17 protein-coding genes and 1 other RNA gene are annotated in these 23,597 nt (G+C 32.9%); 10 read left to right on the plus strand and 8 right to left on the minus strand.

Features of this window, described 5'->3' with window-relative positions; translation table 11 throughout:
• Positions 1 to 395 precede the first annotated feature (395 nt).
• The gene (gene gap / locus Q0L29_RS17440; protein ID WP_296623744.1) at positions 396 to 1,391 is read left to right on the plus strand and encodes a type I glyceraldehyde-3-phosphate dehydrogenase; all 996 of its coding nucleotides are present in this window, start codon (positions 396 to 398) and stop codon (positions 1,389 to 1,391) included.
• Between the two features lie 178 nt (positions 1,392 to 1,569).
• Here gap and mtaB read toward each other — a convergent pair whose 3' ends face one another.
• Positions 1,570 to 2,892: a tRNA (N(6)-L-threonylcarbamoyladenosine(37)-C(2))-methylthiotransferase MtaB gene (gene mtaB / locus Q0L29_RS17445; protein ID WP_296623745.1), complete on the minus strand. Its 1,323-nt coding sequence runs from the start codon at positions 2,890 to 2,892 to the stop codon at positions 1,570 to 1,572.
• A 336-nt stretch (positions 2,893 to 3,228) separates the two neighbouring features.
• Between mtaB and Q0L29_RS17450 the strand changes: the two genes are divergently transcribed.
• On the plus strand, positions 3,229 to 5,391 hold the full coding sequence (locus Q0L29_RS17450) for a glutamine synthetase III (RefSeq protein WP_296623746.1): 2,163 nt from the start codon (positions 3,229 to 3,231) through the stop codon (positions 5,389 to 5,391).
• A gap of 74 nt (positions 5,392 to 5,465) precedes the next feature.
• Here the strand turns inward: Q0L29_RS17450 and Q0L29_RS17455 are convergent, their stop codons facing one another.
• Genes Q0L29_RS17455 through tsaD form a run of 5 tightly spaced genes read right to left on the minus strand, consistent with a single transcriptional unit; the run spans position 5,466 to position 8,734 of the window.
• Entirely contained in the window at positions 5,466 to 5,987 is a 522-nt protein-coding gene (locus Q0L29_RS17455; RefSeq protein WP_296623747.1) for an HNH endonuclease, read from the minus strand.
• A 43-nt stretch (positions 5,988 to 6,030) separates the two neighbouring features.
• Positions 6,031 to 6,822 (minus strand): C40 family peptidase, encoded by a 792-nt coding sequence (locus Q0L29_RS17460; RefSeq protein ID WP_296623748.1) that lies wholly within the window; start codon positions 6,820 to 6,822, stop codon positions 6,031 to 6,033.
• Positions 6,823 to 6,825: 3 nt separating this feature from the next.
• On the minus strand, positions 6,826 to 7,290 hold the full coding sequence (smpB, locus tag Q0L29_RS17465) for an SsrA-binding protein SmpB (RefSeq protein WP_296623749.1): 465 nt from the start codon (positions 7,288 to 7,290) through the stop codon (positions 6,826 to 6,828).
• 29 nt (positions 7,291 to 7,319) lie between these two features.
• Positions 7,320 to 7,715 carry a hypothetical protein gene (locus Q0L29_RS17470; protein WP_296623750.1) on the minus strand — a complete coding sequence of 132 codons (396 nt, stop codon included), beginning with the start codon at positions 7,713 to 7,715 and terminating at the stop codon, positions 7,320 to 7,322.
• Positions 7,712 to 8,734 carry a tRNA (adenosine(37)-N6)-threonylcarbamoyltransferase complex transferase subunit TsaD gene (gene tsaD, locus Q0L29_RS17475; RefSeq protein ID WP_296623751.1) on the minus strand — a complete coding sequence of 341 codons (1,023 nt, stop codon included), beginning with the start codon at positions 8,732 to 8,734 and terminating at the stop codon, positions 7,712 to 7,714. Before tsaD ends, Q0L29_RS17470 begins: the two co-directional genes overlap by 4 nt.
• Before the next feature lie 5 nt (positions 8,735 to 8,739).
• Between tsaD and Q0L29_RS17480 the strand changes: the two genes are divergently transcribed.
• The 7 genes from Q0L29_RS17480 (at position 8,740) to Q0L29_RS17510 (ending at position 18,840) form a co-directional block, all read left to right on the plus strand.
• On the plus strand, positions 8,740 to 13,362 hold the full coding sequence (locus Q0L29_RS17480) for a translocation/assembly module TamB domain-containing protein (protein ID WP_296623752.1): 4,623 nt from the start codon (positions 8,740 to 8,742) through the stop codon (positions 13,360 to 13,362).
• 53 nt (positions 13,363 to 13,415) lie between these two features.
• A complete protein-coding gene (locus tag Q0L29_RS17485) occupies positions 13,416 to 14,717 on the plus strand; it encodes a deoxyribodipyrimidine photo-lyase (RefSeq protein WP_296623753.1) in 1,302 nt (433 codons plus the stop codon).
• Between the two features lie 26 nt (positions 14,718 to 14,743).
• Complete coding sequence (locus tag Q0L29_RS17490; protein ID WP_296623754.1) at positions 14,744 to 15,622, plus strand: DUF2279 domain-containing protein; 879 nt, start codon at positions 14,744 to 14,746, stop codon at positions 15,620 to 15,622.
• A 13-nt stretch (positions 15,623 to 15,635) separates the two neighbouring features.
• Positions 15,636 to 16,625 (plus strand): Smr/MutS family protein, encoded by a 990-nt coding sequence (locus tag Q0L29_RS17495; RefSeq protein ID WP_296623755.1) that lies wholly within the window; start codon positions 15,636 to 15,638, stop codon positions 16,623 to 16,625.
• 110 nt (positions 16,626 to 16,735) lie between these two features.
• Complete coding sequence (locus Q0L29_RS17500; RefSeq protein ID WP_296623756.1) at positions 16,736 to 17,134, plus strand: hypothetical protein; 399 nt, start codon at positions 16,736 to 16,738, stop codon at positions 17,132 to 17,134.
• 100 nt (positions 17,135 to 17,234) lie between these two features.
• An RNA gene (gene rnpB / locus Q0L29_RS17505) (RNase P RNA component class A) lies at positions 17,235 to 17,657 on the plus strand.
• A 28-nt stretch (positions 17,658 to 17,685) separates the two neighbouring features.
• Positions 17,686 to 18,840 (plus strand): sigma-54 dependent transcriptional regulator, encoded by a 1,155-nt coding sequence (locus Q0L29_RS17510; RefSeq protein ID WP_296623757.1) that lies wholly within the window; start codon positions 17,686 to 17,688, stop codon positions 18,838 to 18,840.
• Between the two features lie 13 nt (positions 18,841 to 18,853).
• On the opposite strand, the gene Q0L29_RS17515 is transcribed toward Q0L29_RS17510, so the two are convergent.
• On the minus strand, positions 18,854 to 18,985 hold the full coding sequence (locus Q0L29_RS17515) for a hypothetical protein (protein WP_296623758.1): 132 nt from the start codon (positions 18,983 to 18,985) through the stop codon (positions 18,854 to 18,856).
• Between the two features lie 346 nt (positions 18,986 to 19,331).
• Between Q0L29_RS17515 and Q0L29_RS17520 the strand changes: the two genes are divergently transcribed.
• The gene (locus tag Q0L29_RS17520; protein WP_296623759.1) at positions 19,332 to 21,272 is read left to right on the plus strand and encodes an ATP-binding protein; all 1,941 of its coding nucleotides are present in this window, start codon (positions 19,332 to 19,334) and stop codon (positions 21,270 to 21,272) included.
• Between the two features lies 1 nt (position 21,273).
• Here Q0L29_RS17520 and Q0L29_RS17525 read toward each other — a convergent pair whose 3' ends face one another.
• Complete coding sequence (locus Q0L29_RS17525) at positions 21,274 to 23,295, minus strand: transporter substrate-binding domain-containing protein (RefSeq protein WP_296623760.1); 2,022 nt, start codon at positions 23,293 to 23,295, stop codon at positions 21,274 to 21,276.
• Positions 23,296 to 23,597 lie beyond the last annotated feature (302 nt).

Below are 23,597 nucleotides of genomic sequence, written 5' to 3' on the forward strand. Positions count from 1 at the left end.
CTACTACTACCACTTAATTCACACCAAGCAATTTTTAATGGATGTCAGCCAGAGGCTGACCACCTTCTTGGTGAAACGGTAATTAATTCTTTATTTCTAAACGTAACTCTTTTACGTTAATTTAAAATCATCCAATCTAAGTATTTTGTTAAGATGCCAGCCGGAGGCTGGTCACCCTTTGGGTGAAAAACCTGATATCCTAACCCCTAGATGAACGGGCCATTTTTAAATGGAGATGCAAATATAGAAGGCTGTTTTTTAATTACAAACCCTTACCCCAAAAAAAAATAAAATAAATTTCAAAGCTAAACCTTTAGGGTTCTAATTTGATAATGCTGGCAAGTAGGTTTATATTTACGGCTTAATTTAACTTAACTAAAATAAATTATATCAACATGTCAAACGTAAAAGTTGGAATTAACGGATTCGGGCGTATTGGAAGATTAACTTTCAGAGCCTTGCTGCAAAAAAATAATGTTGAAGTAGTGGGTATCAATGATCTTACTGATACTAAAACTTTAGCACACTTATTAAAATACGATTCAGTTCATGGTAAATTTCCAGGTGAAGTTTCTTATGATGCTAATTCTTTAATTGTAAATGGAAAAAATATTTCTGTTTCTGCTGAAAGAGACCCAGCCAATCTTCCTTGGGGAAAAATGGGTGTAGAGATCGTTTTAGAATCTACTGGTCTTTTTGTAGATGAAGAAAACGCTGGAAAACACATAAAGGCAGGTGCTAAAAAAGTAGTGATATCTGCACCAGCTAAAGGAAATGTTCCAACAGTTGTATTAGGTGTTAATGACGACACTATGACTGGTGACGAAACTATCATTTCAAATGCCTCTTGCACCACAAACTGCTTAGCTCCTATGGCTAAGGTTTTAGATGATACTTTTGGAATTGAAAAAGGATACATCACTACTGTTCATGCTTACACAGCTGATCAGAATTTACAAGATGGGCCACATAAAGATTTAAGAAGAGCAAGAGCTGCTGCTTATTCAATAGTACCTACTTCTACAGGAGCTGCTAAAGCTGTTGGATTGGTTTTGCCACACTTACAAGGTAAATTAGATGGTATTGCAATGAGAGTTCCAATTCCTGCAGGTTCGTTAACTGATTTCACTTTAGAATTGAAAAAAGAAGCAACTAAAGAGGAAGTAAATACCGCAATGAAAAAAGCTTCTGAAGGAAGCATGAAAGGAATTTTAGAATATACTGAAGATCCGATTGTTTCTATTGATATTGTTGGAAATACTCATTCTTGTATTTTTGATTCAGCTTTAACTTCAGTTTCAGGTAAATTAGCAAAAGTTGTAGGATGGTATGATAATGAAGCAGGTTATTCTAATAGAGCTGCTGACCTAATCGAAAGAATATCTAAATAAGATTAGATTTTAGAAACTAGAGTCAAGACTAAAAAAGGCTGTCATTTACTATTAGTAAGCGACAGCCTTTTTTTATGCTAATTTTCTATTTGTAGCAATTATTTCATTTAAGGCAAGTCCTAATACCATTTGCTAAAAACAAAAGAACTTCAACAATCAAAAACCTAATCACCTAAATTTAATGCTCCAAAACCTCTGTCTCAACTTCTGTCACTTCCATTAAGCCCTCAGTAGTTAAATTGGTAAGTTTTACTTTCTTCAACTCGTTAATTAAGATAGGGTCATATTTGGCGACTACCCGAACATAATTATCAGTAAAGCCTTCCATCAAACCATCATGAATATCCTTCTCAAATAAAACTACTTCTTCCCTACCAAGATTTTCTTCGTAGAAAGCGCGCTTTTTCTTTTCCGATAAGCTCCTCAACATTTTGGAACGTTCATTACGGACTTTCATCGGAACCACTTCATCCATTTCACCTGCATCTGTATTCGGTCTTTCTGAATAGGTGAAAACATGAAGATAAGAAACTGGTAAATCTTTCAAAAAGTGATAAGTTTCTAAAAAATCTTCTTCTGTTTCACCAGGAAAACCTACAATCACATCAACTCCTATGCAACATTGCGGCATGAGTTGCTTAATCTTTATTACTCTATCTTCATAAAGTTCACGCAAATAGCGTCTCCTCATCTTTCGCAGTATTTTATTACTACCACTTTGAAGAGGTACATGGAAATGAGGGACAAATCTTTTAGATTGACTTACAAAATCGATGATTTCATTGGTCAATAAATTAGGCTCTATACTGGAAATTCTAAATCTTTCAATTCCTTCGACATTATCCAGTTCTTTTACCAAATCAAAAAACCGCTCTTTCCTTTTACCGTCTTGAATACCAAAATCACCAGTATTCACGCCAGTAAGGACGATTTCTTTCACATCTTCACTTGCAATTTGCTGAGCACTTTTTACAATGTTCTCAATAGTATCACTTCTGCTTTTTCCTCTTGCTAATGGAATGGTACAAAATGCACAGTGGTAATTACAGCCATCCTGAACTTTCAGGAAAGTTCGAGTTCTGTCATTTATAGAAAAGGCATTATTAAAACTTTTAGCTTCTTTTATATCCGAGGCCAATATTTGAGGTTCATCTTTTTTGGTGAAACCATCCAACTTATCGATCAACTGGAATTTCTCTGCAGCACCTAAAACAGCATCGACACCTTTAATTTCAGAAATTTCTTTTGGCTTCAGCTGTGCATAACAACCAATAATAGTGACAAAAGCATCAGGATTTATTTTTTTGGCTTCTTTGACCACCTTCTTGCATTTCTTATCAGCATTTTCAGTTACCGAACAGGTATTGATGATAAAAATATCAGGATTCTCCTGAAAATCTACTTTCTCATAGCCTCTGTTTTCAAACATTCTTGAAATAGAGGATGTCTCTGAGAAATTCAGTTTACAGCCAAGTGTATAAAAAGCAACTTTTTTGTTCATGCCGAATATTTTGCAAAATGAACCGCAAAGTTAAGGCTAAAATTCCTGAATATAAATCTTTTTGAATTGAAGGAGTTAATTGTGTATGAATTTCGCCACTAATTCAGATTTTAAAGAGATTTAATACCTAACTCCCATATTTTCAGTCCATTTCATGCGTTCATGTTAAAATAAGACTGAAATCGGTTAAAATTGTGTAAGTAGTTTAAATTTGAGGGTAAAAAACAGTCAATTCAGCACTTTTTTATGTTTACAAAATTATTTTTAACCCTAAAATCAATTATTTCACAAATAATTACCTAAATTTGGTTTAAAATTAAACCAAAAAACATAAAAATGGCTCATTTAAGATTCAACGCACTCGATATCGTTTCAAGAAGAACAACAGATAGAATCGAGGCTCCATCCAACAAAATATCAGACTATTTTGCAAAGGATGTATTCACATTGGACCAAATGAAAGCTTCATTGGCGCCCGATGTTTTCAAAAAGGTAAGTAGTGCCATCGATAAAGGCAAAAAAATAGATATGGAAACTGCAGACCAAATTGCTTCTGCAGTAAAAGCTTGGGCAATCACTAAAGGGGTTACTCATTATACGCACTGGTTCCAACCATTAACCGGATCCACAGCAGAAAAACATGATTCCTTTTTCAATGCTCAAAAAGGAATTGAAGTTTTTGCCGGTTCAATGCTAGTTCAGCAAGAACCTGATGCTTCCTCATTTCCAAATGGTGGTTTAAGAACTACCTTTGAAGCAAGAGGTTATACTGCATGGGATCCATCTTCTCCTATGTTTATATTTGGTAGAACTTTATGTATTCCTACTATATTTGTTGCTTATACAGGTGAAGCATTAGACCACAAAGCTCCTTTATTAAAGGCTGTCGAAGCAGTTGATACGGCTGCAACAAAAGTTGTTCAATTATTTGATAGAAATGTAAACAGAGTAAATGCTTCTTTAGGTTGCGAACAAGAATACTTTGTGATAGATAAAGCATTATTTTCCGCACGTCCGGATTTATTGATGTCAGGAAGAACTTTATTTGGACATAATCCTGCCAGAGGTCAGCAATTGGATGACCATTACTTCGGTTCTATTCCTAGCAGGATTTATAACTACATGAAAGACTTCGAAATTGAATGCTTGAAATTAGGTATTCCAATTTCAACTCGTCATAATGAAGTGGCTCCTAGTCAATTTGAGGCTGCTCCTCTTTTTGAAGATATCAATGTGGCTACTGATCATAATAGCTTAATGATGGATGTTATGAGACGTGTGGCTGCAAGGCATGATTTAGAAGTTCTTTTCCATGAAAAACCGTTCGCAGGATTAAACGGAAGTGGTAAACACAATAACTGGTCATTAATTACTAACACAGGTGTTAACTTATTTCAACCCAGCAATAGCGCAAGAGAAAATTTATTATTTTTGGTGTTCTTAGTGAATACTATTAAGGCTGTAGCCGAAAACGGTGAATTATTAAGGGCTTCTATTGCTTCAGCTAGTAATGACCACAGATTAGGTGCAAATGAGGCACCACCTGCTGTAATGTCAGTTTTTATTGGTTCTCAATTAACAGCTGTTTTAGATGAGTTAGAGGAAAAAGGTAATATCAAGAGTGATAAAGGGGATAATATGTACATGAAATTGGGCATAGATAAAATTCCTCAAATCATTTTAGATAATACCGATAGAAACCGAACCTCTCCATTTGCCTTTACAGGAAATAAATTCGAATTCAGGGCTGTAGGTTCTGATCAGAATGTGGCGCAACCAATGTCTATTTTGAATTTGATTATGGCTGAGCAATTAAATGAGTTCCACAAAGAGGTGAAATCTCAAATGGGAAAAGGAACTGACAAGAAAATTGCCATTGTCAATATTTTAAGACAATACATCAAAGATTCCAAAAAGGTAAGATTTGAAGGAGATGGCTATTCAGATGACTGGGAGAAAGAAGCAGAAAAAAGAGGATTAGCTAATGTGAAAAATACTCCTAGAGCTTTAGAAGCATTTGTAACAGACAAATCTAAAAAGCTTTTCTCTAAGCATAATGTGATGACCCCTGAAGAACTTGAGGCACGTAATGAAATCTATTTGGAAAATTATATCATGAAAATCCAAATAGAATCTCGTTTGATGGGTGATATTGCTTTAAATCAGATTATACCTACTGCTGTGAAATATCAAAACACTTTGGCTCAGAATGCGAAAAATCTAAGTGACTTAAAACTAGATAACTCTGAAATCTTGAAAAACATTGAATTGATTTCTGGTTATACTAAAGATTTGAGAAGCTTAGTGCATGAAATGATTGAGAAGAGAAAAGAGTTTAATGAAATTGAAGATACTAAGGATAGGGCTTATAAATACTGTGACGATGTGAAAGAAGCTTATTTTGATAAAATCAGATATGCAGCCGATAAGCTTGAACTATATGTAGATGATGAACTTTGGCCTTTGCCAAAATATAGAGAATTATTATTTTTGAGATAATAACATATAACCATAACCAACTATTCACTAATAGTAAAAGCCGTTCTGCTAAAGCAGAGCGGTTTTTTTGTTTTTTAAGCACTCATCTGTTTAGTCTTCAAAAAGGGTAACCATTTTTCGTCTATCTGCCCTGAGAAATCACGTATAAACATTACATAATTAGGCTTGAAAGGTGGACGTTTAAGTTTCATATCGCTTTCCTCAGGAGTATTATTTCCTTTTCTGGCATTACATCTTTTACATGCAGTAACCAAATTAGTCCAAACTGACTTCCCTCCTTTTGAGCGTGGAATAAGATGATCTAAAGTCAAGTCATTTGGCTTACCGCAATATTGGCATTCATGTCCATCTCTTTTAAAAACATTCTGACGAGTAAGCATTACACTTTTATAAGGCATACTAACATAATTTGTTAATCGGATCACAGATGGGAAAGGAAATGAACGATCAACAGAACGAAGCTCACGAGATTCATCATTTTCTATAAGCTCAGCTTTTTGCAAAAATAAAAGCAGGAATGCTTTGGGGATACTACAAACCGTAACAGGACTGTAATCCTGATTTAAAACTAATGCGCGCTTGGAACCAATCTTCATGCTTTAAAAATTTTAATCAAGCATGAAAAATCAGTCTATTTTTTCATGCTAAAACTCTTTTTATATCGGTCAAATAATGTGTGTAACCTTTTTGTTCAGCATTGAAGATACCATTTTCATCTAAAAAATCAATTTTTACTTTACCAGAAGCGTGAATAATCTCCTGATTCTCAAGTAAAATGCCCACATGAGTTACTTTTTTATTTTCATTTCTAAAGAAAGCTAAATCTCCAGGCAAAGCATTCGTCAAACCATCTACCTCTTTTCCTTGGTCTACTTGCAGAGAAGAATCACGCTTCAAAGTATATCCACAAATTTTAAATACCATCTGAATAAAACCTGAACAGTCAATACCGAAAGGGGATTTCCCTCCCCATAAATAAGGTGCATTTAAATATTTTCTTGCTATATTTTTTAAGAACTCAAAATCTCGTCTGGCACTTAAAGATTTGGCCTCACCATTAAAACCCAAATGCTCTTCAATTTTAAATATTTCATTTGTAGAAATAGGAATGATTGCGCCCATTACCACAGGTAATAAATTTTTATGGTATAGAATGCTAGCTGTTAAATCAGTACATATTTTATAATCTGAGCTATTAATCTGTTCAAAATATTCATCTGTGATATAATGAAACTGTTTTGCATCTATCCATCCTTCATAGCCATCAAAATAGATTTTAATTTTAATCCATTTTGAGTCTTTTGACAAGTCCGTAACAGAATAATGGTCTCCAAACAACAATTGTGTGACCATTTCAGAAGCATCAGAAGCTTCTGCGCGAACTGGAATTATGCTCAATCTACAAATACCTTTTCCCCCTATTGAAATCATAGATTAAAATTTCATTTTAGACAGTTCTCGCTTCATATCTTTATCCTTAATACTGTCTCTTTTATCATGTATTTTTTTTCCTTTTGCCAAGGCTATTTCTAATTTAGCTAATCCTCTATTATTGATAAAAAGTTTCGTTGGAATTAAGGTTAACCCTTTTTCTTCCATCCTTTTTCTTATTTTCTCTATTTCTTGCTTTTTCAATAGCAATTTACGCTCACGTTTTTCTTCATGATTATAATGGGTACCGAGCTCATAATGTCCAATATGCATTCCCTTCACGAATACTTCCCCTCTATGAATATAGCAATAAGCCTCCTGCAAACCTACTTTATGTAATCGAATAGCCTTGATCTCAGTACCTTGCAAAACAATACCTGTTAAGTAAGTATCTAACCATTCGTATTCAAATCGGGCCTTTTTATTTTTTACTGTAACCGAGTTACTAAACTCTTTTTTATCACTCATATTTCACAATTCTAACAAAAATTAATACTTTATTTTGATAAACTATCAAAAAATCTGGCTAATTTTTCTTTTGGGAGAATTTTCTGACCTGTTGTACCTTTTGCAACAAACCTTTCTCCTACTTTAGCCACATAACTACAAATTATTTCTTTATACTTAACAACTTCAAATTCTGCTTCAATATCGATTTGATTTCCTATTAAAGCAGGAGATAGATGTTCTATATTCAAATGAGTACCAATTCCCTCCTCTCCTTCTTCCAGCATTTCTAAAACAAATAGGCGAGTAGCCCATTCTATCTCTCTTGCTAATGTAAAGGTAGCACAAACATCATGTACGGCTTGCTGCTCAAAATGTGCCGCATCTTGAGGTTTAACTTTAAAATTATGATATTTTTTATCTCCTTTTCTGAAAATTTGCTTCATGCATTTTTATCAATTGAAAATTTCATTCTTGGAATTGGCGCGGCATCCATACCTAAAAAATCTTGCTTTTGAAATTTGAAATGTGCCGTCATAGCAATCATACCTGCATTATCAGTACAATATTCAAATTTCGGGATATAAGTATTCCAATTCAACTCTTCACCTGTTTCTGCCAACATTTTCCTCAAATAGGAATTAGCAGATACTCCACCCGCAATGGCGATTTCTTTAATTCCGATATGTTTCGATGCTTTTTTTAATTTTTGCAATAATGTCATAATTAATCGATGCTGAACACTAGCGCAAATATCATCCAGATTATCACTTACGAAATTAGGGTCCTTCTGACTATTATTTTGTAGAAAATATAAGACTGCTGTTTTTATCCCGCTAAAAGAATAATTAAATCCCGGCATTTCAGTTTCAGGAAATTGAAATGCTTTATGATTTCCTTTTTTCGCCTGTTTATCTATCATGGGGCCACCTGGATAAGGCAACCCAATGATTTTTGCGATCTTATCAAAAGCTTCTCCTACAGCATCATCTTTAGTCTCTCCCAATATTTCCATATCCAAATAGTCGTTAACTTTCACTATTTGTGTATGACCACCACTAACAGTAAGACACAGGAAAGGAAAATTAGGTTTTGGATCTTCTATAAAATGAGCTAAAATGTGGGCTTGCATATGATTCACGCCTATTAAAGGGATTTCCAAAGCCGAAGCTAAAGACTTAGCAAAACTACTTCCTACTAATAATGCACCCAATAGACCAGGTCCTTGTGTAAAAGCCACTGCTTTTAAATCCTTCTTGCTTATATTTGCATCGGAAAGTGCTTGTTCTACTACAGGTACTATATGTTGCTGATGCGCACGCGATGCCAATTCAGGAACTACACCTCCGTATTTTTCGTGAACCGACTGCGTAGCGATTATGTTGTTGAGTACTTTCCCGTTTTGTACAACTGCCGCAGAAGTTTCATCACAAGAAGATTCGATGGCTAAAATATTGATATCCATAAAATTTGAAAGAGGAGCAAAATATAACGCAAGGTATTAAAAAAGGTATTGCAAAAGCAATATTATGGGTCTTCCTTATACTTTTTTTTTCGATGAGTGTTTTGGTTTTAGCCATGCAATCCTCCTCAGTGCAAACCAGAGTAGCTCAGTTTGGTAGTGAATATTTGAGTGAAAAATTAGGTTTTGATATTAGTATTGAAAAAATAAATATTGAGTGGTTTGATCAAATTACTTTATCCGGTCTTTATGTAAAGAACAAGGACAAAAGCACTTTTATTGATATCAAGTCAATTTGGATTGATTATGACATTAAGCAACTCATTAATGATGAAAGTGTGCTTTTTGACAATTTAAAGTTGAAAAATGGTAGGGTTATGCTCATTAGGCAGAAAGGAGATGAGTATTTCAATATTGATTATTTGGTTGAAGCCATCAAAAATTTATCTGCGCCAAAAGATGATAGCACTACAAGTTCAGTAAAAAATCTCTTGATACGTGAAGCTTCACTGTCCAATATTATATTAGGAGTCGCCAATTTAGATAGCGATAGCATTCAAGAAGGTTTTAATTACAATCAATTTATATTACATGATTTAAATGCAGATTTAAATAACTTTTCCAGTAGAGCTGACACCATTCAAATGCAAATAAATCAGCTAACGGCTGTAGATTCTGTTACAGATTTAACAATTCACAATTTGAATTCTGAATTTGAAATTTCACAAAGCAGACTTTCCTTAACTGATTTAAATTTGGAACTAAATAAAAGTACTATTGCGGATTCTATTGTATTCAACTATAATAGTATAAGCGACCTTTCCTATATTATAGATTCCGTGAATATAAATGCCAATTTTAAAAACTCAATTATCTATACAGAGGATTTGGCCCTATTTGCTCCCTATGTTAAAAAATATGAGGATAAGATTAATCTTTCGGGAAATTTCAACGGAAAGGTTAAAAAATTTAAAGCCATAGATCTTAATATGGAATTTGGTAATTCAAGTTTTATCCAGGGAAATCTGAGAATGGATGGATTACCTGAATTTTCTGAATCTTTTATAGACTTAGATTTAACAAATTCTTCCCTTACCCCTACTGATCTTAAACAATATGTAAATGATAGTATTTCTTATGAAAGAATTCAGAATTTTGGGGTTACGAATTTTACAGGAAGTTTTATAGGGTTCCCTACTGATTTTGTTGCTGATGGAGTCTTTTTATCCCCATTGGGTAGATTAGAATCTGACTTGAACCTTAAAATTGCAAAGGATTCCAGGAATTCAACCTATAAGGGTAGCCTCTCTACTTATAATTTCGATTTAGGAGAATTCCTGGATGCAGACTCTATTTTTCAAAAAGTACAAATGACAGGTAATATTCAAGGTAGCGGTTTCACAATAGAAACAGCCAAAATGAACTTGAATGCTACTATTAGCTTGATAGGCATTAATGGGTATGAATATCAAAACATTACTACTAATGCAGAATTGGCATCAGAGTTTTTTAATGGAAAACTAAAAATCAATGACCCTCTGTTGAAATTTCAGATGGAAGGTTCAATTGATTTAAGAGAAAATAAAAACTTAATAAATATAACAGCAGATTTAGACACTGTAAACTTCAAGGACTTGAATATTACCCAAGAAGACTTCATTTTGGCAGCAAAAGGGAATCTTAATGGAAGTGGAATAGTACTTGACAGTATAGAGGGGACTACTTCCCTACAAAAAATTTATACTGTTTATCAAGAGAACTCATTACAATTAGATTCTTTAACCATCAACACTTCCCTGGAAGATGGATACAGAAAATTAAAAATCAACTCTGACCTTTTTAGAGCCAATATAGATGGGAGTTATCAATTTACTCAGCTTCAAAAAGATTTATTTAGAACTGTAAAAGAATATCAACTCAATATTGAAAACGATAAATATAAAATTGAAAATTACTATAATACTATTGATTCTACTGTAAATCTTGAGGAGTATACGGTCAATTTTGATTTTCTCATCAAAGAAATTAATCCCTTAATAAATTTATTTGTACCCCAATTATATGTAAAAAAAGGTGCTTTTATTAAAGGACAATTCCAAAATGGAAAAAACAGTAATATTTTCATAGAATCTTCTTTCGATTCTGTTCAATATGATAATTATATATTCTCAAACAACATTATTGATCTTAATTTCAGTAAATACCATCTGAGTCAGGATGTTTTAGGTATTGGTTTTGTCAATTCAGAAAAACAACAATTGAATACTAATATAGAAAGTGAAAACCTCAATATGGAGCTTTATTGGACTGGAAGAGAAATAAATTTCAGCACTTTTCTTGACCAGGTCCAAAGTGATAACCACTTTAATATTAGCGGAAACTTAAAATTTTTAGAGGACAGTTTAAATCTTACTATAGATCAATCTGATATTAAATTCTTTTCTAAAAACTGGAGTTTTGTCGATAACAATAACTTAAAAATTAGCCACAATGATTATATCTTTAAAAATTTCGGCATCGCATCTAATGATGGACGAATAATTGCAAATGGCGAACTCTCAATGGATTCTACTAAATCGTTATTGATTAATATAGATAGTTTTAATATTGAAAATATCAACGAACTAGTGGAACAACATGATTTTAAAGGTACTGCAAACGGTTATATAGATATTCAAAATTTTCAAAATCAATTTTTACTTTCAACCAAATTGAGTTTGCTAGATTTTTATTTAGATGAATTTTTGATTGGAAATATTAATGGCTTTTCTAGTTGGCAGCCAAATACACAAAAGTTATTAATGGATTATACCGTTATGCGCCAAGATCAAGAGATCATCAAACTAGAAGGAACATACGCACCATCAGTTGATATAAACCCGCTAGACTTAAAAGCCAAATTAAGAAAGACCAATTTGATCATAGTTGAACCATTCATTAATACCATCTTTTCAGAAATGAGAGGAGAAGTAGATGGTGAATTTCAAATTTCAGGAAACTTAGAAAGGCCTATTGTAAATGGAACAGGTGAGATTTCTAACGGAGGAATTCGAGTAAATTATCTAAACACCTATTATGATTATACTGGAAACATCAATTTCAACCAAGAAAAAGTTACTTTCGAAAACATTCTACTTACTGATGACCAAGGAAATAATGGTTTTTTAAATGGCGATCTTTTGCATGATGGCTTTACCGATCTAAGATTAGATTTGACCGGTAATATGAATAAGTTTAAAGTTCTTAATACCTCAGCCAGGGATAATGAACTGTATTATGGGACCGCATACGTAAGTGGAAATGTCTTTTTTTCAGGTAGTGTGGGAAACCTTACAATTGAGGCAAATGCAAAATCAGAAAAGGGAACGCGAATCTTTATTCCCGTAGAAAACACATCTTCTGTGGAGAGAGAAGAATATATTCATTTTATAAATATAAAGGATACTGCTAATAACAAGGATCAAGTTATTAATAAAGCAGAAGGTGTAGATATTAGAGGAGTGACTATGAACTTAGATTTAGAACTTACTCCAGATGCATACGCAGAAATCATCTTTGACATCAAATCAGGCGATATCATTAGAGGCCGGGGAAATGGAAAATTAAGTATGAACATAGATACCAATGGAGCTTTTTCCATGATTGGGGACTATACGCTTACGGAGGGTGGTTATAATTTCACTCTCTACAATATTATCAACAAGGAATTTAACATTCAACCGGGTAGCCAAATCACTTGGGATGGAGATCCATATCGTGCTAATTTGGATATCAAAGCTGTTTATGAACAAAATGTATCCTTATTGCCCATTATTGACATGGGGCAAGACTCTACCATAGCCAATTCTCCAGAGTTAAAAAGAAGATATCCTGCAAAAGTGATCTTGGATTTGCAAGGTGATTTATTGCAACCTGAAGTGGATTTTGATATTAAATTTTCAAACTACCCAGACTATATTATAACTAATAGCGGACAAATTCCTCTCCGAACAAGCATAGTTGCTTTTGAATCAGAGCTGGAAGCCGATGAACAAGAGCTTAAAAGACAAGTGTTTAGTTTGATTATTTTAAGAAGATTGTCTCCCAGAGCTTCCTTTGCAGTGAGTGGGTCCGTGGGTAACTCCGTAAGTGAGTTCCTCTCTAATCAATTAAGCTATTGGGTTACCCAAATTGATGAAAACCTTGAAATTGATGTAGATCTAGGTTCATTTGATGAGGATCAATTCAATACTTTCCAGTTACGATTGTCTTACAGTTTCTTGGGAGGCAGATTGAGAGTGACCAGAGACGGTGGATTTACTCAAGGTGAAACAGACAACGTAAACCAGGAAATATTAGGAATATTAGGCGATTGGTCGGTTGAATATTTATTAACTCCGGATGGAAAACTAAGGGCTAAAATTTACAATAGAACCAACTTCAATACTTTAGATAGAATTAATAATACGGCCTCAACCAGTACTGGAGTAAGCTTAGTTCACGTAACTAGTTTTGATCAATTAAAAGAGATTTTCCAAAATAAAAAGAAAAAGGCTGTAGAATCTGAGGAAGAAGAAAATAACTCTAAGGAAATACCGGAAAATATAAATTCTGATGCCGTTCTGAGAGAAGAAGATGATAATTCAAAATAATGGAAAACTTATCATAAGTTGATTGGTTAAATTAGAAAATAAAAGACAATACAGTGGATAATATATCGATATTCTGGTACAGAAGAGATTTAAGACTTTATGATAACACTGCACTGTACTATGCATTGCAAGAAAATCAGCCTGTCCTACCACTCTTTATTTTTGATTCAGAAATTTTAGATGACCTAAAGGACAAATCCGATGCTAGAGTTAATTTCATTCATGACCAGCTGACTGATATTGATAAACAACTTAAAAAAATTGGCTCAGGTATTTTGATTAAACATGGAAATCCGGAAGAAGTCTTTAAATCTTTAATAGAGGAATTTGATATTCAATCCGTGTTCACCAATAGAGATTATGAACCTTATGCTTTAGAAAGAGATCAAAAAATTGATGATATTTTACAAAATAAAGGCATAGGGTTTTATGATTTTAAAGATCATGTGATTTTTGAAAAAGATGAAATTCTAACAGGTAGTAACGAACCTTATAAAGTGTTTACTCCTTTTAAAAATAAATGGCTCGAAAAACTAGAATCAGGTCACATCCATCCGTATAAGATTTCATTAGAAAAAGAGAATTTTTATCAATTTGAGGCAAAAACCCCAAGTTTAGAAGATTATGGTTTCAAGAAATCAGAAATCCCTATTCCCAAGAAAAAATTTGATGAAGATACTATCAAAAAATATGATGAAGAACGGGATTTCCCGGCAAAAAATGGTACTAGCAGATTAGGAATACATTTAAGATTTGGCACCATAAGCATACGAGAAGCTGTTGCTCATGCTCAAAAACTAAATGACACCTGGCTCAATGAATTAATATGGAGAGATTTTTATAGTATGATTCTGGCCAACTTTCCTCATGTAGTAGACAAGGCATTTAAGGCAAAGTATGATTCCATTCCATGGAGAAATAGTAAAGAAGACTTTCAGAAGTGGTGTGATGGTAAAACAGGTTATCCTATAGTGGATGCAGGCATGCGAGAGTTAAATCAAACAGGCTATATGCATAATCGAATTAGAATGGTAACCGCAAGTTTTTTGACCAAACATTTACTAATTGATTGGAGATGGGGAGAAGCTTATTTTGCTGAAAAATTATTGGATTACGAACTGGCGTCCAATAATGGCGGCTGGCAATGGGCAGCAGGAACGGGAACGGATGCTCAACCCTATTTCAGAATTTTTAATCCTTACAGTCAAACCGATAAATTTGATAAAAATAAAGCCTATATCAAAAAATGGGTTCCTGAACTCAATACTTCTGAATATCCCGAACCCATGGTTGACCATAAAGAAGCAAGACAACGAGCATTGGACACTTACAAATCTGCATTAAATAATGCTTAATAGGTAAATATCCCTAATTTTGAATCATGAGGATATTGCTCACTAGCTTTACTTTACTTATTCTATTCCAAAATATAGTCTATGCTCAAGTTAAAAAAGATAGCATTGATACATACAAATTAAGGAATATCATATTAGTTGAAAGTGCTTTATATGCTGGTGGAATGACAGGATTAGGACTGTTATGGTATAAGGATAGTGAATCACAATCTTTTCAGTTTTTTAATGATAATAAGCAATGGCTTCAGATGGATAAAGTAGGCCATGTTTATACTGCTTATCAACTGACTGATATAAATTATCAGTTGTTGAAAAACACAGGAATGTCCTCTCAAAAAGCCATGCTCTACAGTAGTTTGAGTTCTACTGCCATGATGCTTCCGATAGAAATTTTTGATGGCTTTTCTACAAGTTATGGCGCTTCTTGGGGAGATGCTGTAGCCAACACAATAGGTGCTTTCCTCCCCTATCAGCAATTTCTATTTAACCAAAATTATATTTATCCCAAATTCTCATTCTCTCCCAGCCCCTATGCAAAAATAAGACCCAATACTCTTGGAAATAATATTGTAGAACAGTTAATTAAGGATTATAATGGTCAAACTTATTGGTTAAGTACAGATTTTAATATTTTCAGTAAAAACAATAAATTCCCTGACTGGCTACAATTTTCAGTTGGGTACAGTGGAAACCAAATGGTATATGGTAGCCCGAAGGATAATGCAGGAAATGGATACAATGCAAACAGACAATGGCTATTAAGTATGGATTTTAACCTTAACAAAATTGAAGTAGAGCAAAAGTGGTTAAAAATAATGCTGAATGTAATCAATAAGGTTAAAATTCCGTTCCCAACAGTAGAATGGAATGGAAAAAAGGTAGTTTTACATCCTTTATATTATTAAAAATTGAAAAACCATGCAAATAGGCGATAGAGTAAGATTGATGAAAGGCACTGAAGAAGGCATAGTAGTAAAAATGCTTGATAAATCTTTAGTAGAAGTTGAGATAGAAGATGGATTCGCTATTCCTGTATTGGAATCTGAGCTAGTAGTAGTATCCTCTGATGAAAGCACAGCTTTTGACACACCAAAATATGAAAATCAAAAGCCCTCAAAACCAAAAACAGCTTATGAACAACCCAATCAGCTGAAAGGCTTTCATTTAGCAATAATCCCATTGAACGACCACCTTAATAGCATTTATTTTTTGAATCCATCAAAGGAGGATATTTTAATAATGGCTAATGAGATAAATGGAAAAAATGAAGAAAAGACCATCTTATCAGAAAAGATATTTGCTGAAAAATTCAGTAAAATAACTGAAAGAAATATGGATCACCTTAATACCTGGGCTCCTCTTTCATTTACAATATTAACTGAAAACAGCAAGTGGTCAATTCCGATGAGGCCTGAAAAAATCAATGTGAAAATAAAAGCTAAACATTTTCAGAAGGAGAAAATAGATATCCCATTCTTAAATAAAAAGGGTTTCTTAATTCCATTAAGTCAATCTTCAAAAGAAACAGTGGCTCCAGAAAAAATTGATATTGATAAATTAAAAGACAGCTTTTTTAAAGGACAAGAAGAAACTGAGAGTTATAAAAAAATTGGAAAGAACAATGGCCAAATTCCTGAAATAGATTTGCATATTGAAACTATAGATCCTTACTATGAAAATTTACCTAAGGAAGATATATTGCGTATCCAACTTTTAAAATTTGAAGAGAAACTCAATGAAGCTTTAATGGCTGGCTTGGATGAAATCATTTTCATTCATGGTGTTGGTAATGGTGTTTTAAGGAATAATATCCACAAACAATTATCACAACATCATAATATTCAGTTTTTTAAAGACACACATAAAGAAAAATTTGGATATGGCGCAACATTAGTAAAGATTAAATAAAATTATTTCTAAATTTTATACAATATTTTACTAAATTTGTTACTATATAAACCTAATTAATTAAGGATTCATATATATTTAGACTAAGAAAACTTTAAAATAACAGCCTTATGAACTTCAACGAATTTATGGAATCTTATGCCAATGAATTAGGCGGACAATTCCAAGAATATGACACCAATAAGTCAGTAGTTATTTACCCTTTAGGAGCAAATAGATATCAAGCAGTACTAGGCACACTAAAAAAGAGTGATATCACCAACAAACTTAGTATAGAATTTACTTCTAAAGTTTGTGAATTCAATACAGCAATTAATCTGGAGAACCTCATTCGAGCCAATGCTACATTTTGCTCAGCTCGTTTTGTGCTAATTGATGATTTTATAAGGGTTGAGGCAGCAATATTAAAAGAAAGTGCAACTGAAGCAGTTTTGAAAGATATTATTGAAGAGGTAGCTACAGTAGCAGATGCCTGGGAACATAAATTAACTGGACAAGATGTGCACTAGTCATGCACTCTTATCTCTTATTTATTTCAACTAATATACCCAATCTCCTTCCAAATCCATTTTTTGGTCTTATTTTTGTCAATAAGATATAATTATAAAAATTGTAAGCCGTCTTATCGCTCTTCGATTTATCGAGGGGAGGAAAGTCCGAGCAACACAGAGCACCGTACCTTGAGAAACCAAGGGTCTTGATGTTAAAACCAGGAACAGACAGTGCCACAGAAAATAGGTAGCCATGATAATTAGCTTGTCTAATTCGTTATGGTCATAGTGAAAAGGTGGGGTAAGAGCCCACCGTCTCGGATAGTAATATTCGAGTGCACGGTAAACCTTTCGGGTTGTAAGGTCACATACATTTTTGCTTCCATAGCCATCTAATGGTTATGGGATAAGGGCTGCTCGTCCGAAAATCCTGAATTAATCGGGATGGTAAAAAGGGGTAGACTGCGTTAGATAAATGATAAGAGCACTTTCAAATTTATTTGGGAGTGGACAGAACTCGGCTTATAGGCTTGCAATTTTTTTATTTATATTGAACAAAACTCAAAAATATGTCCAAAATACTATTGATAGATGATGAGGCCAGTATTCGCCAAACCTTAAAGGAAATATTGGAATACGAAAAATATCAAGTAGAGGAAGTCGCAAACGGTGCCGATGGCTTAAAAAAAATAGAAAATGAGCATTTTGATCTTGTCCTTTGCGATATCAAGATGCCCAAAATGGATGGCATGGAATTGCTAAATGCAGTTTATGAAAAAGGCATTGAGATTCCCTTCATTATGATCTCTGCTCATGGCACCATTGACAATGCTGTAGAAGCCACCAAAAAAGGGGCCTTCGATTTTATTTCCAAACCACCAGATTTAAATAGGTTATTGGTTTCTGTAAGAAATGCATTAGATAAATCAAATCTAATGGCAGAAACTAAAACATTGCGAAAAAAGGTTTCTAAAAAGTATGAAATGATTGGATCATCCAATGAATTGGAAGATGTGAAAGATACAATCGCTAAAGTAGCTCCTACTGACGCAAGAGTATTGATTATAGGTGAAAATGGAACCGGTAAAGAATTAGTTGCAAGACAAATTCATGAGCAAAGTGAAAGGACTAAATCACCTATGGTGGAGGTCAATTGTGCTGCAATTCCATCTGAATTGATAGAAAGTGAGCTATTTGGTCATGAAAAAGGTTCTTTTACTTCGGCCATAAAACAAAGAATAGGGAAATTTGAACAAGCCACTGGTGGGACATTATTTTTAGATGAGATTGGCGATATGCCTTTATCAGCCCAGGCAAAAGTATTGCGAGCTTTGCAAGAAAACAAAATCAATAGAGTTGGAGGAGATAAAGATATTAAAGTGGATGTGAGAATCATTGCTGCAACTAATAAAAACCTCAAGGAAGCAATCGAAAATGGGGAATTTCGTGAAGATTTATTCCACAGATTAAGTGTAATCAGAATTAATGTCCCTCCATTGAAAGATAGAAAAGATGATATTCCAGAATTAGTAGAGAGGTTTTTAAGTGATTTAGCAGAAGAGCACGGATCAAAGAAAAAATCAATTGAAAAAGATGCACTGAATCAATTAAAGGAATATAATTGGAGTGGTAATATTCGTGAACTTCGAAATGTTGTGGAGAGACTGATAATTTTAGGTGCAGATAAAATTACGGCTCAAGACGTAAAAAAATATATTGAATAATCTTAACTAAAGATCAAACAGATTGATCTTCTAAATTAGATTCTTGTTCTGTATTCAGATCATTGAAGGAATAAGTAGGACATGTTTTTTGAGCACATGCTCCAATGAATAATGCTGACAAAATAACTAATAAAATTCTCTTCATGTCGAAAGCGTTTAAATATCTTACATCCAAATATAAGTCCATTAATCTAAAATTTAAAATCTATTATTAAATTAATTACATTTTTACTTAATTTTTGAAATTTAGATTAAGTCATTTATATAAAGAAAAGTTCTCAAAATCACTTAATAAAATAAATTTAGGCTATTTTATACTTAAAAATCGTATGGGTAAATTCATCTCAATAAATCTTGATTTTTGGCTAAAAAACACTTAACATGGTATTTATTATCAGGGTTTTTTTACTTAATTTGATGTTTAATGTCAATACATAATGCTTAAGAAAGCGATATTATTACTTACGTTTTTTTTAATTACAATCTGCCAATTGCAGGCTCAAAACACTGATATTTCTTCTGAATGGAATTGGTTTAAATCATTGGAAGATCGTATCTCTAGCTCTGATGCAGAAGAGTTACTTGAAAATAAGCAAGAAGAACTACAATCAGCTAAAGATATTGACAGGAATGATATTGAAAGCAAAGTTTCAAAAGAACTAGCTTTCATTCATATCAATAAAACCAATAATCTAGAAAAAGCCATGTCTCTTCTCATCAGAGCCTTGGATATAGATGAGAAAACTGAAAATGAAACCGCTTTAATTTTCACTTATATAGGATTTTACCAGCTTTTTGAACAAGTAGAAGATTATTATTATGGAAAGGAATTTTTAGAAAAAGCTTCCAATCTCCTTCGAAACTACGATCTTCCGCCTCTCCGGCTTTACATTAATCAAAATTTAGGCTACACCTATTATAAAACCGGAGAAACAGGTAAATCCATAGAACAGCATCAAAATATCCTTCAATATGCCAAAGCTGAAAGAATTCCGAAAATTGAGGCAAAAGCATATGCTGACTTAGCATATATTTATACTAATGAAAACGAATTCGATAAAGCATTAAATCATTATAAAAGTGCTTTGGTTACATACAGAAGAATTCAATCACCCATTTTAGAGGCAGAATGTTTAAATGCTATCGCTAATATTTATTTAATGCAGAATAAATTAGACCGAGCTTACGAAAATTATGTGATAGCACTTGACATCTTAAAAGACATTGAAAATGTAGAAGCTCAGTTAGCTGCTTTATATAATTCAGTCGGAAGGTATTACTTGAAGCAAGATAATGCAGAAAGAGCTTTGGCTAACTTAAAATTAGCTAATCCACTGGCTCAAAACTCTCAAAATCAAGAGCTTGTTCAGGAGACTTATGCTTTATTAAGTAAAGCCTATAAAGCATTAGGAGACTATAAAAATGCACTTGAGTACAGCGAGCTGTTTAAAGCCTTAGAAGATTTCCTTCAAAAGGAAAAAAATGACCGCAGTATTTTAAAAATGCAAAGCCGATATTCCATAAATCAAAAACAAAGTCTGATTGATCAATTGGAATTAAATAGAATTCAAAAAGAGTTTGAATTAGAGGAGGAGAAAAGGTTTAAAAATTTCTTAATCATTATGGTAGCACTCATTGCCATAATTCTATTATTAATCTTTACGCTTTTTATATTACAAAGAAAAAACAATGCTAAATTAAAAGAGGCTAATCTAAAAGTAAATGCTCAAAACGATGAATTAGAAGATTTGAATGCTACAAAAGACAAATTCTTCTCCATTATTAGCCATGACTTAAAAGGACCTTTAAATTCACTTACTTCTTTCTCTGGTCTATTAATGAATCATACCAGCAGTTTGAGTACAGAAGAAATTCAAATGTTAGCTAAGGACTTAGACAAATCCATAAAAAATCTCTTCACTTTATTGGAAAACCTACTACAATGGTCTCGATCTCAGACAGGAAATATAGAGTTTACCGCTGAAGAATTCGATTTAACTGAAATGCTGAATGAAAATAAAAAGCTATTAGCTAATCAAGCCGAGAATAAAAATATCAGCATTGAGGTTAAAAATACAAAGTCCATTAATGCTAAGGCCCATCCTAATTCTATCACTACCGTAGTTAGAAATCTTTTGTCAAATTCAATCAAATTCACCGAAGAAAATGGGCAAATTAAAATGGGGGTTATAGAAGAAAACCATCGTTATGTGGTAAAAATAGCAGATAATGGCGTAGGAATGCCTAAGGAAGTAGCTAATAAGATTTTTAGAATAGACACCAAGCATTCCACCCAAGGAACTGCAAAAGAAAAAGGAACAGGCTTAGGTCTTATTTTATGTAAAGAATTTGTAGAAAAAAACGGTGGTGAAATATGGGTCAAAAGCGAGGAAGGGAAAGGCACTATTTTCTCCTTCTCTATTCCTAAATAACTTAGTTATAAGTTAAGTTTTCTGTGATTTGTCTGACAGGTAAAATTACCTCGATAGTAGTTCCATTTTCAATTTCACTTTTTAAACTTAATTCTCCACCAAGTCTAGAAACTACTTTCTTCGCCATATAAAGACCCATACCAATATTTATATCACTTCTTCTTCCTTTAAAGAATACCTCAAATACTTTCTTTTGCAAATTCTCCGGTATCCCTACACCATTATCTATAAAGTGAATCTTGTAATGAGATGAATTGTCTTTTTCGAAAATAATTTTCAGTTCCGTTTCGTAATAATTATTATGCTCAAACACATTTTCTATTATTTGATAGAATAATCTTTTAAGTAAAGCTCGATCTGAAGTCATGTATTGGGAGTCTGCTATTATCTTGATATCAATCCTTGCTTTTTTAATCTCTTTATTTCTCTTCATAAAGACCGAATTAGACACCTCTTCTATCAATTCTCTTAAATCAAATGTTGTAATATTTAAATTTCCATGAAGAATAAAGCTAACTTCTTTGAAATCATTAAAGATGTGCTCAAGCTTTTTCACACTCTGTTCAATCATCCCAAAATAACCAATAATTTCCTTATCATCAGACATCATATTCCCAAGATTCACCAAGCCTAAAACGTTGGCAATAGGCCCTCTAACATCATGGGAAGTTTTATACATAAAGTTAGCAAGTTCGGCATTCAAATCTTTTAAATTTAGATTAGCTTGTCTGAGTGGTGTTATATCTCTAAAAAATTGCTTAAACCCCTTAATTCTATCTTTCTCATCATAAAGAAGGGAGGTACTGCTATCCATCCAAACAGGTATGCTTGAATTGGTTTTAAATTCATATTCGGCATCCAGATAAGAAAATTCTTTATTCATTAATACACTTTTAATTTCCTTATCTTTAGTTACTGATTTAGTGTTCAAGAGTTGATGAATATTGACACCCAAAATTTCCTTTCCATCAAATCCCAAAATAGAATAAAATAATTTAGGTGCTTGAATAATATTATTCTCTAAATCAATCTCAACAAACATTACAGAAGTAAAATCTTCCATTTTCTTTCTTAAGCTCTCACTCTCAATTAGCTCCCATTCAGCTTCTGTTCTGGTTTGAATTTCCTTTTTAATAACCTGCGATTTTTTCTGAATCAATTTCTTTAAGGAATAAATATAAATCACCGCCATAATCGAAAGCAAGAAGAATATGCTCAATACTATTATGACTAAATCTTGATTTTGTGACCACCAGCTTTTCTTAGGCGTTAACCATTTTTGAAATAAACGATCATATTCACCGGATGCTTTTACTAACCTTAATCCCCAATTGAGAGAATCTAACATTGCAGAATTTTCATTATTGACTACAAAGCAATATTCTGTAATGAAAACTGGATCACTGGAAGATTGAATATTTTCAATATTTTCAACCTCCATTTTATAGTTAGTAGTCATAAAAGAAGTAATAGCGCAATCGGCATCCCCTCTAACCACTGCATCAATAGCATCAGTTTCGGAAGAGTAAGCTTGAAGCTCTTTTAAATCTAGAAACCCTAATTGATCAAAATATTCTGCGACTATAGTGACTTCTTGTATGGCTACTTTTTTACCTGAAAGACTAAATAAATCCTCCACAGGTTCCTTATCTGAACGGGTAAATATGGAATAATATACTAAACTAATGGGGCGAGAAAATAGAATACTATCCTCACGTGCTGCAGTTTTAAAATAAGCAGTAGCATCTAGCTCGTTGGTGTTTTCCAATTTGTACCTGATGTTTATCCAATCATCCGGACAAATCTGAACATCCCAATTGAGCTCAGCCCCTATTGCTTTAATAATATCAACATTAAATCCATCGGCTTTACCATTTGTATTTACAAACTCATAAGGCTCATAAGTTTTATCTATTCCATATTTAATTGATTTTTCAGCAAAAGTATCATTACTTTTAGCTTGACCGATTAAGAAAAAAGGTGTTAAAAACAGTATTAAAAAGGTTATAGATAGTAATTTCACTTAATAGGGGGTTAACTTAAACTTATATTTATTGCTTAGTTATATTAAATATAAGTTATAATTTTTATAAATAAGACACCATATTACTTTTAAAGTTTTAATATTTTTAATATTAATTTAAAATATAAACAATCCTACATCACCAATGGAAGAACAAGCGAACGTGGCTGTTGCACAACTCAAATACAGCATAATTTAGACTAAGTCTATATCCTAAAAAATACACTTATATATCTGATATTCAGTTGTTTAAATGTATTTTATTTGCTATATTTTGCCATGCAAGGAAGAAAGAATTATCA

Source organism: Marivirga sp., from assembly GCF_024636815.1.
GTDB lineage: Bacteria > Bacteroidota > Bacteroidia > Cytophagales > Cyclobacteriaceae > Marivirga.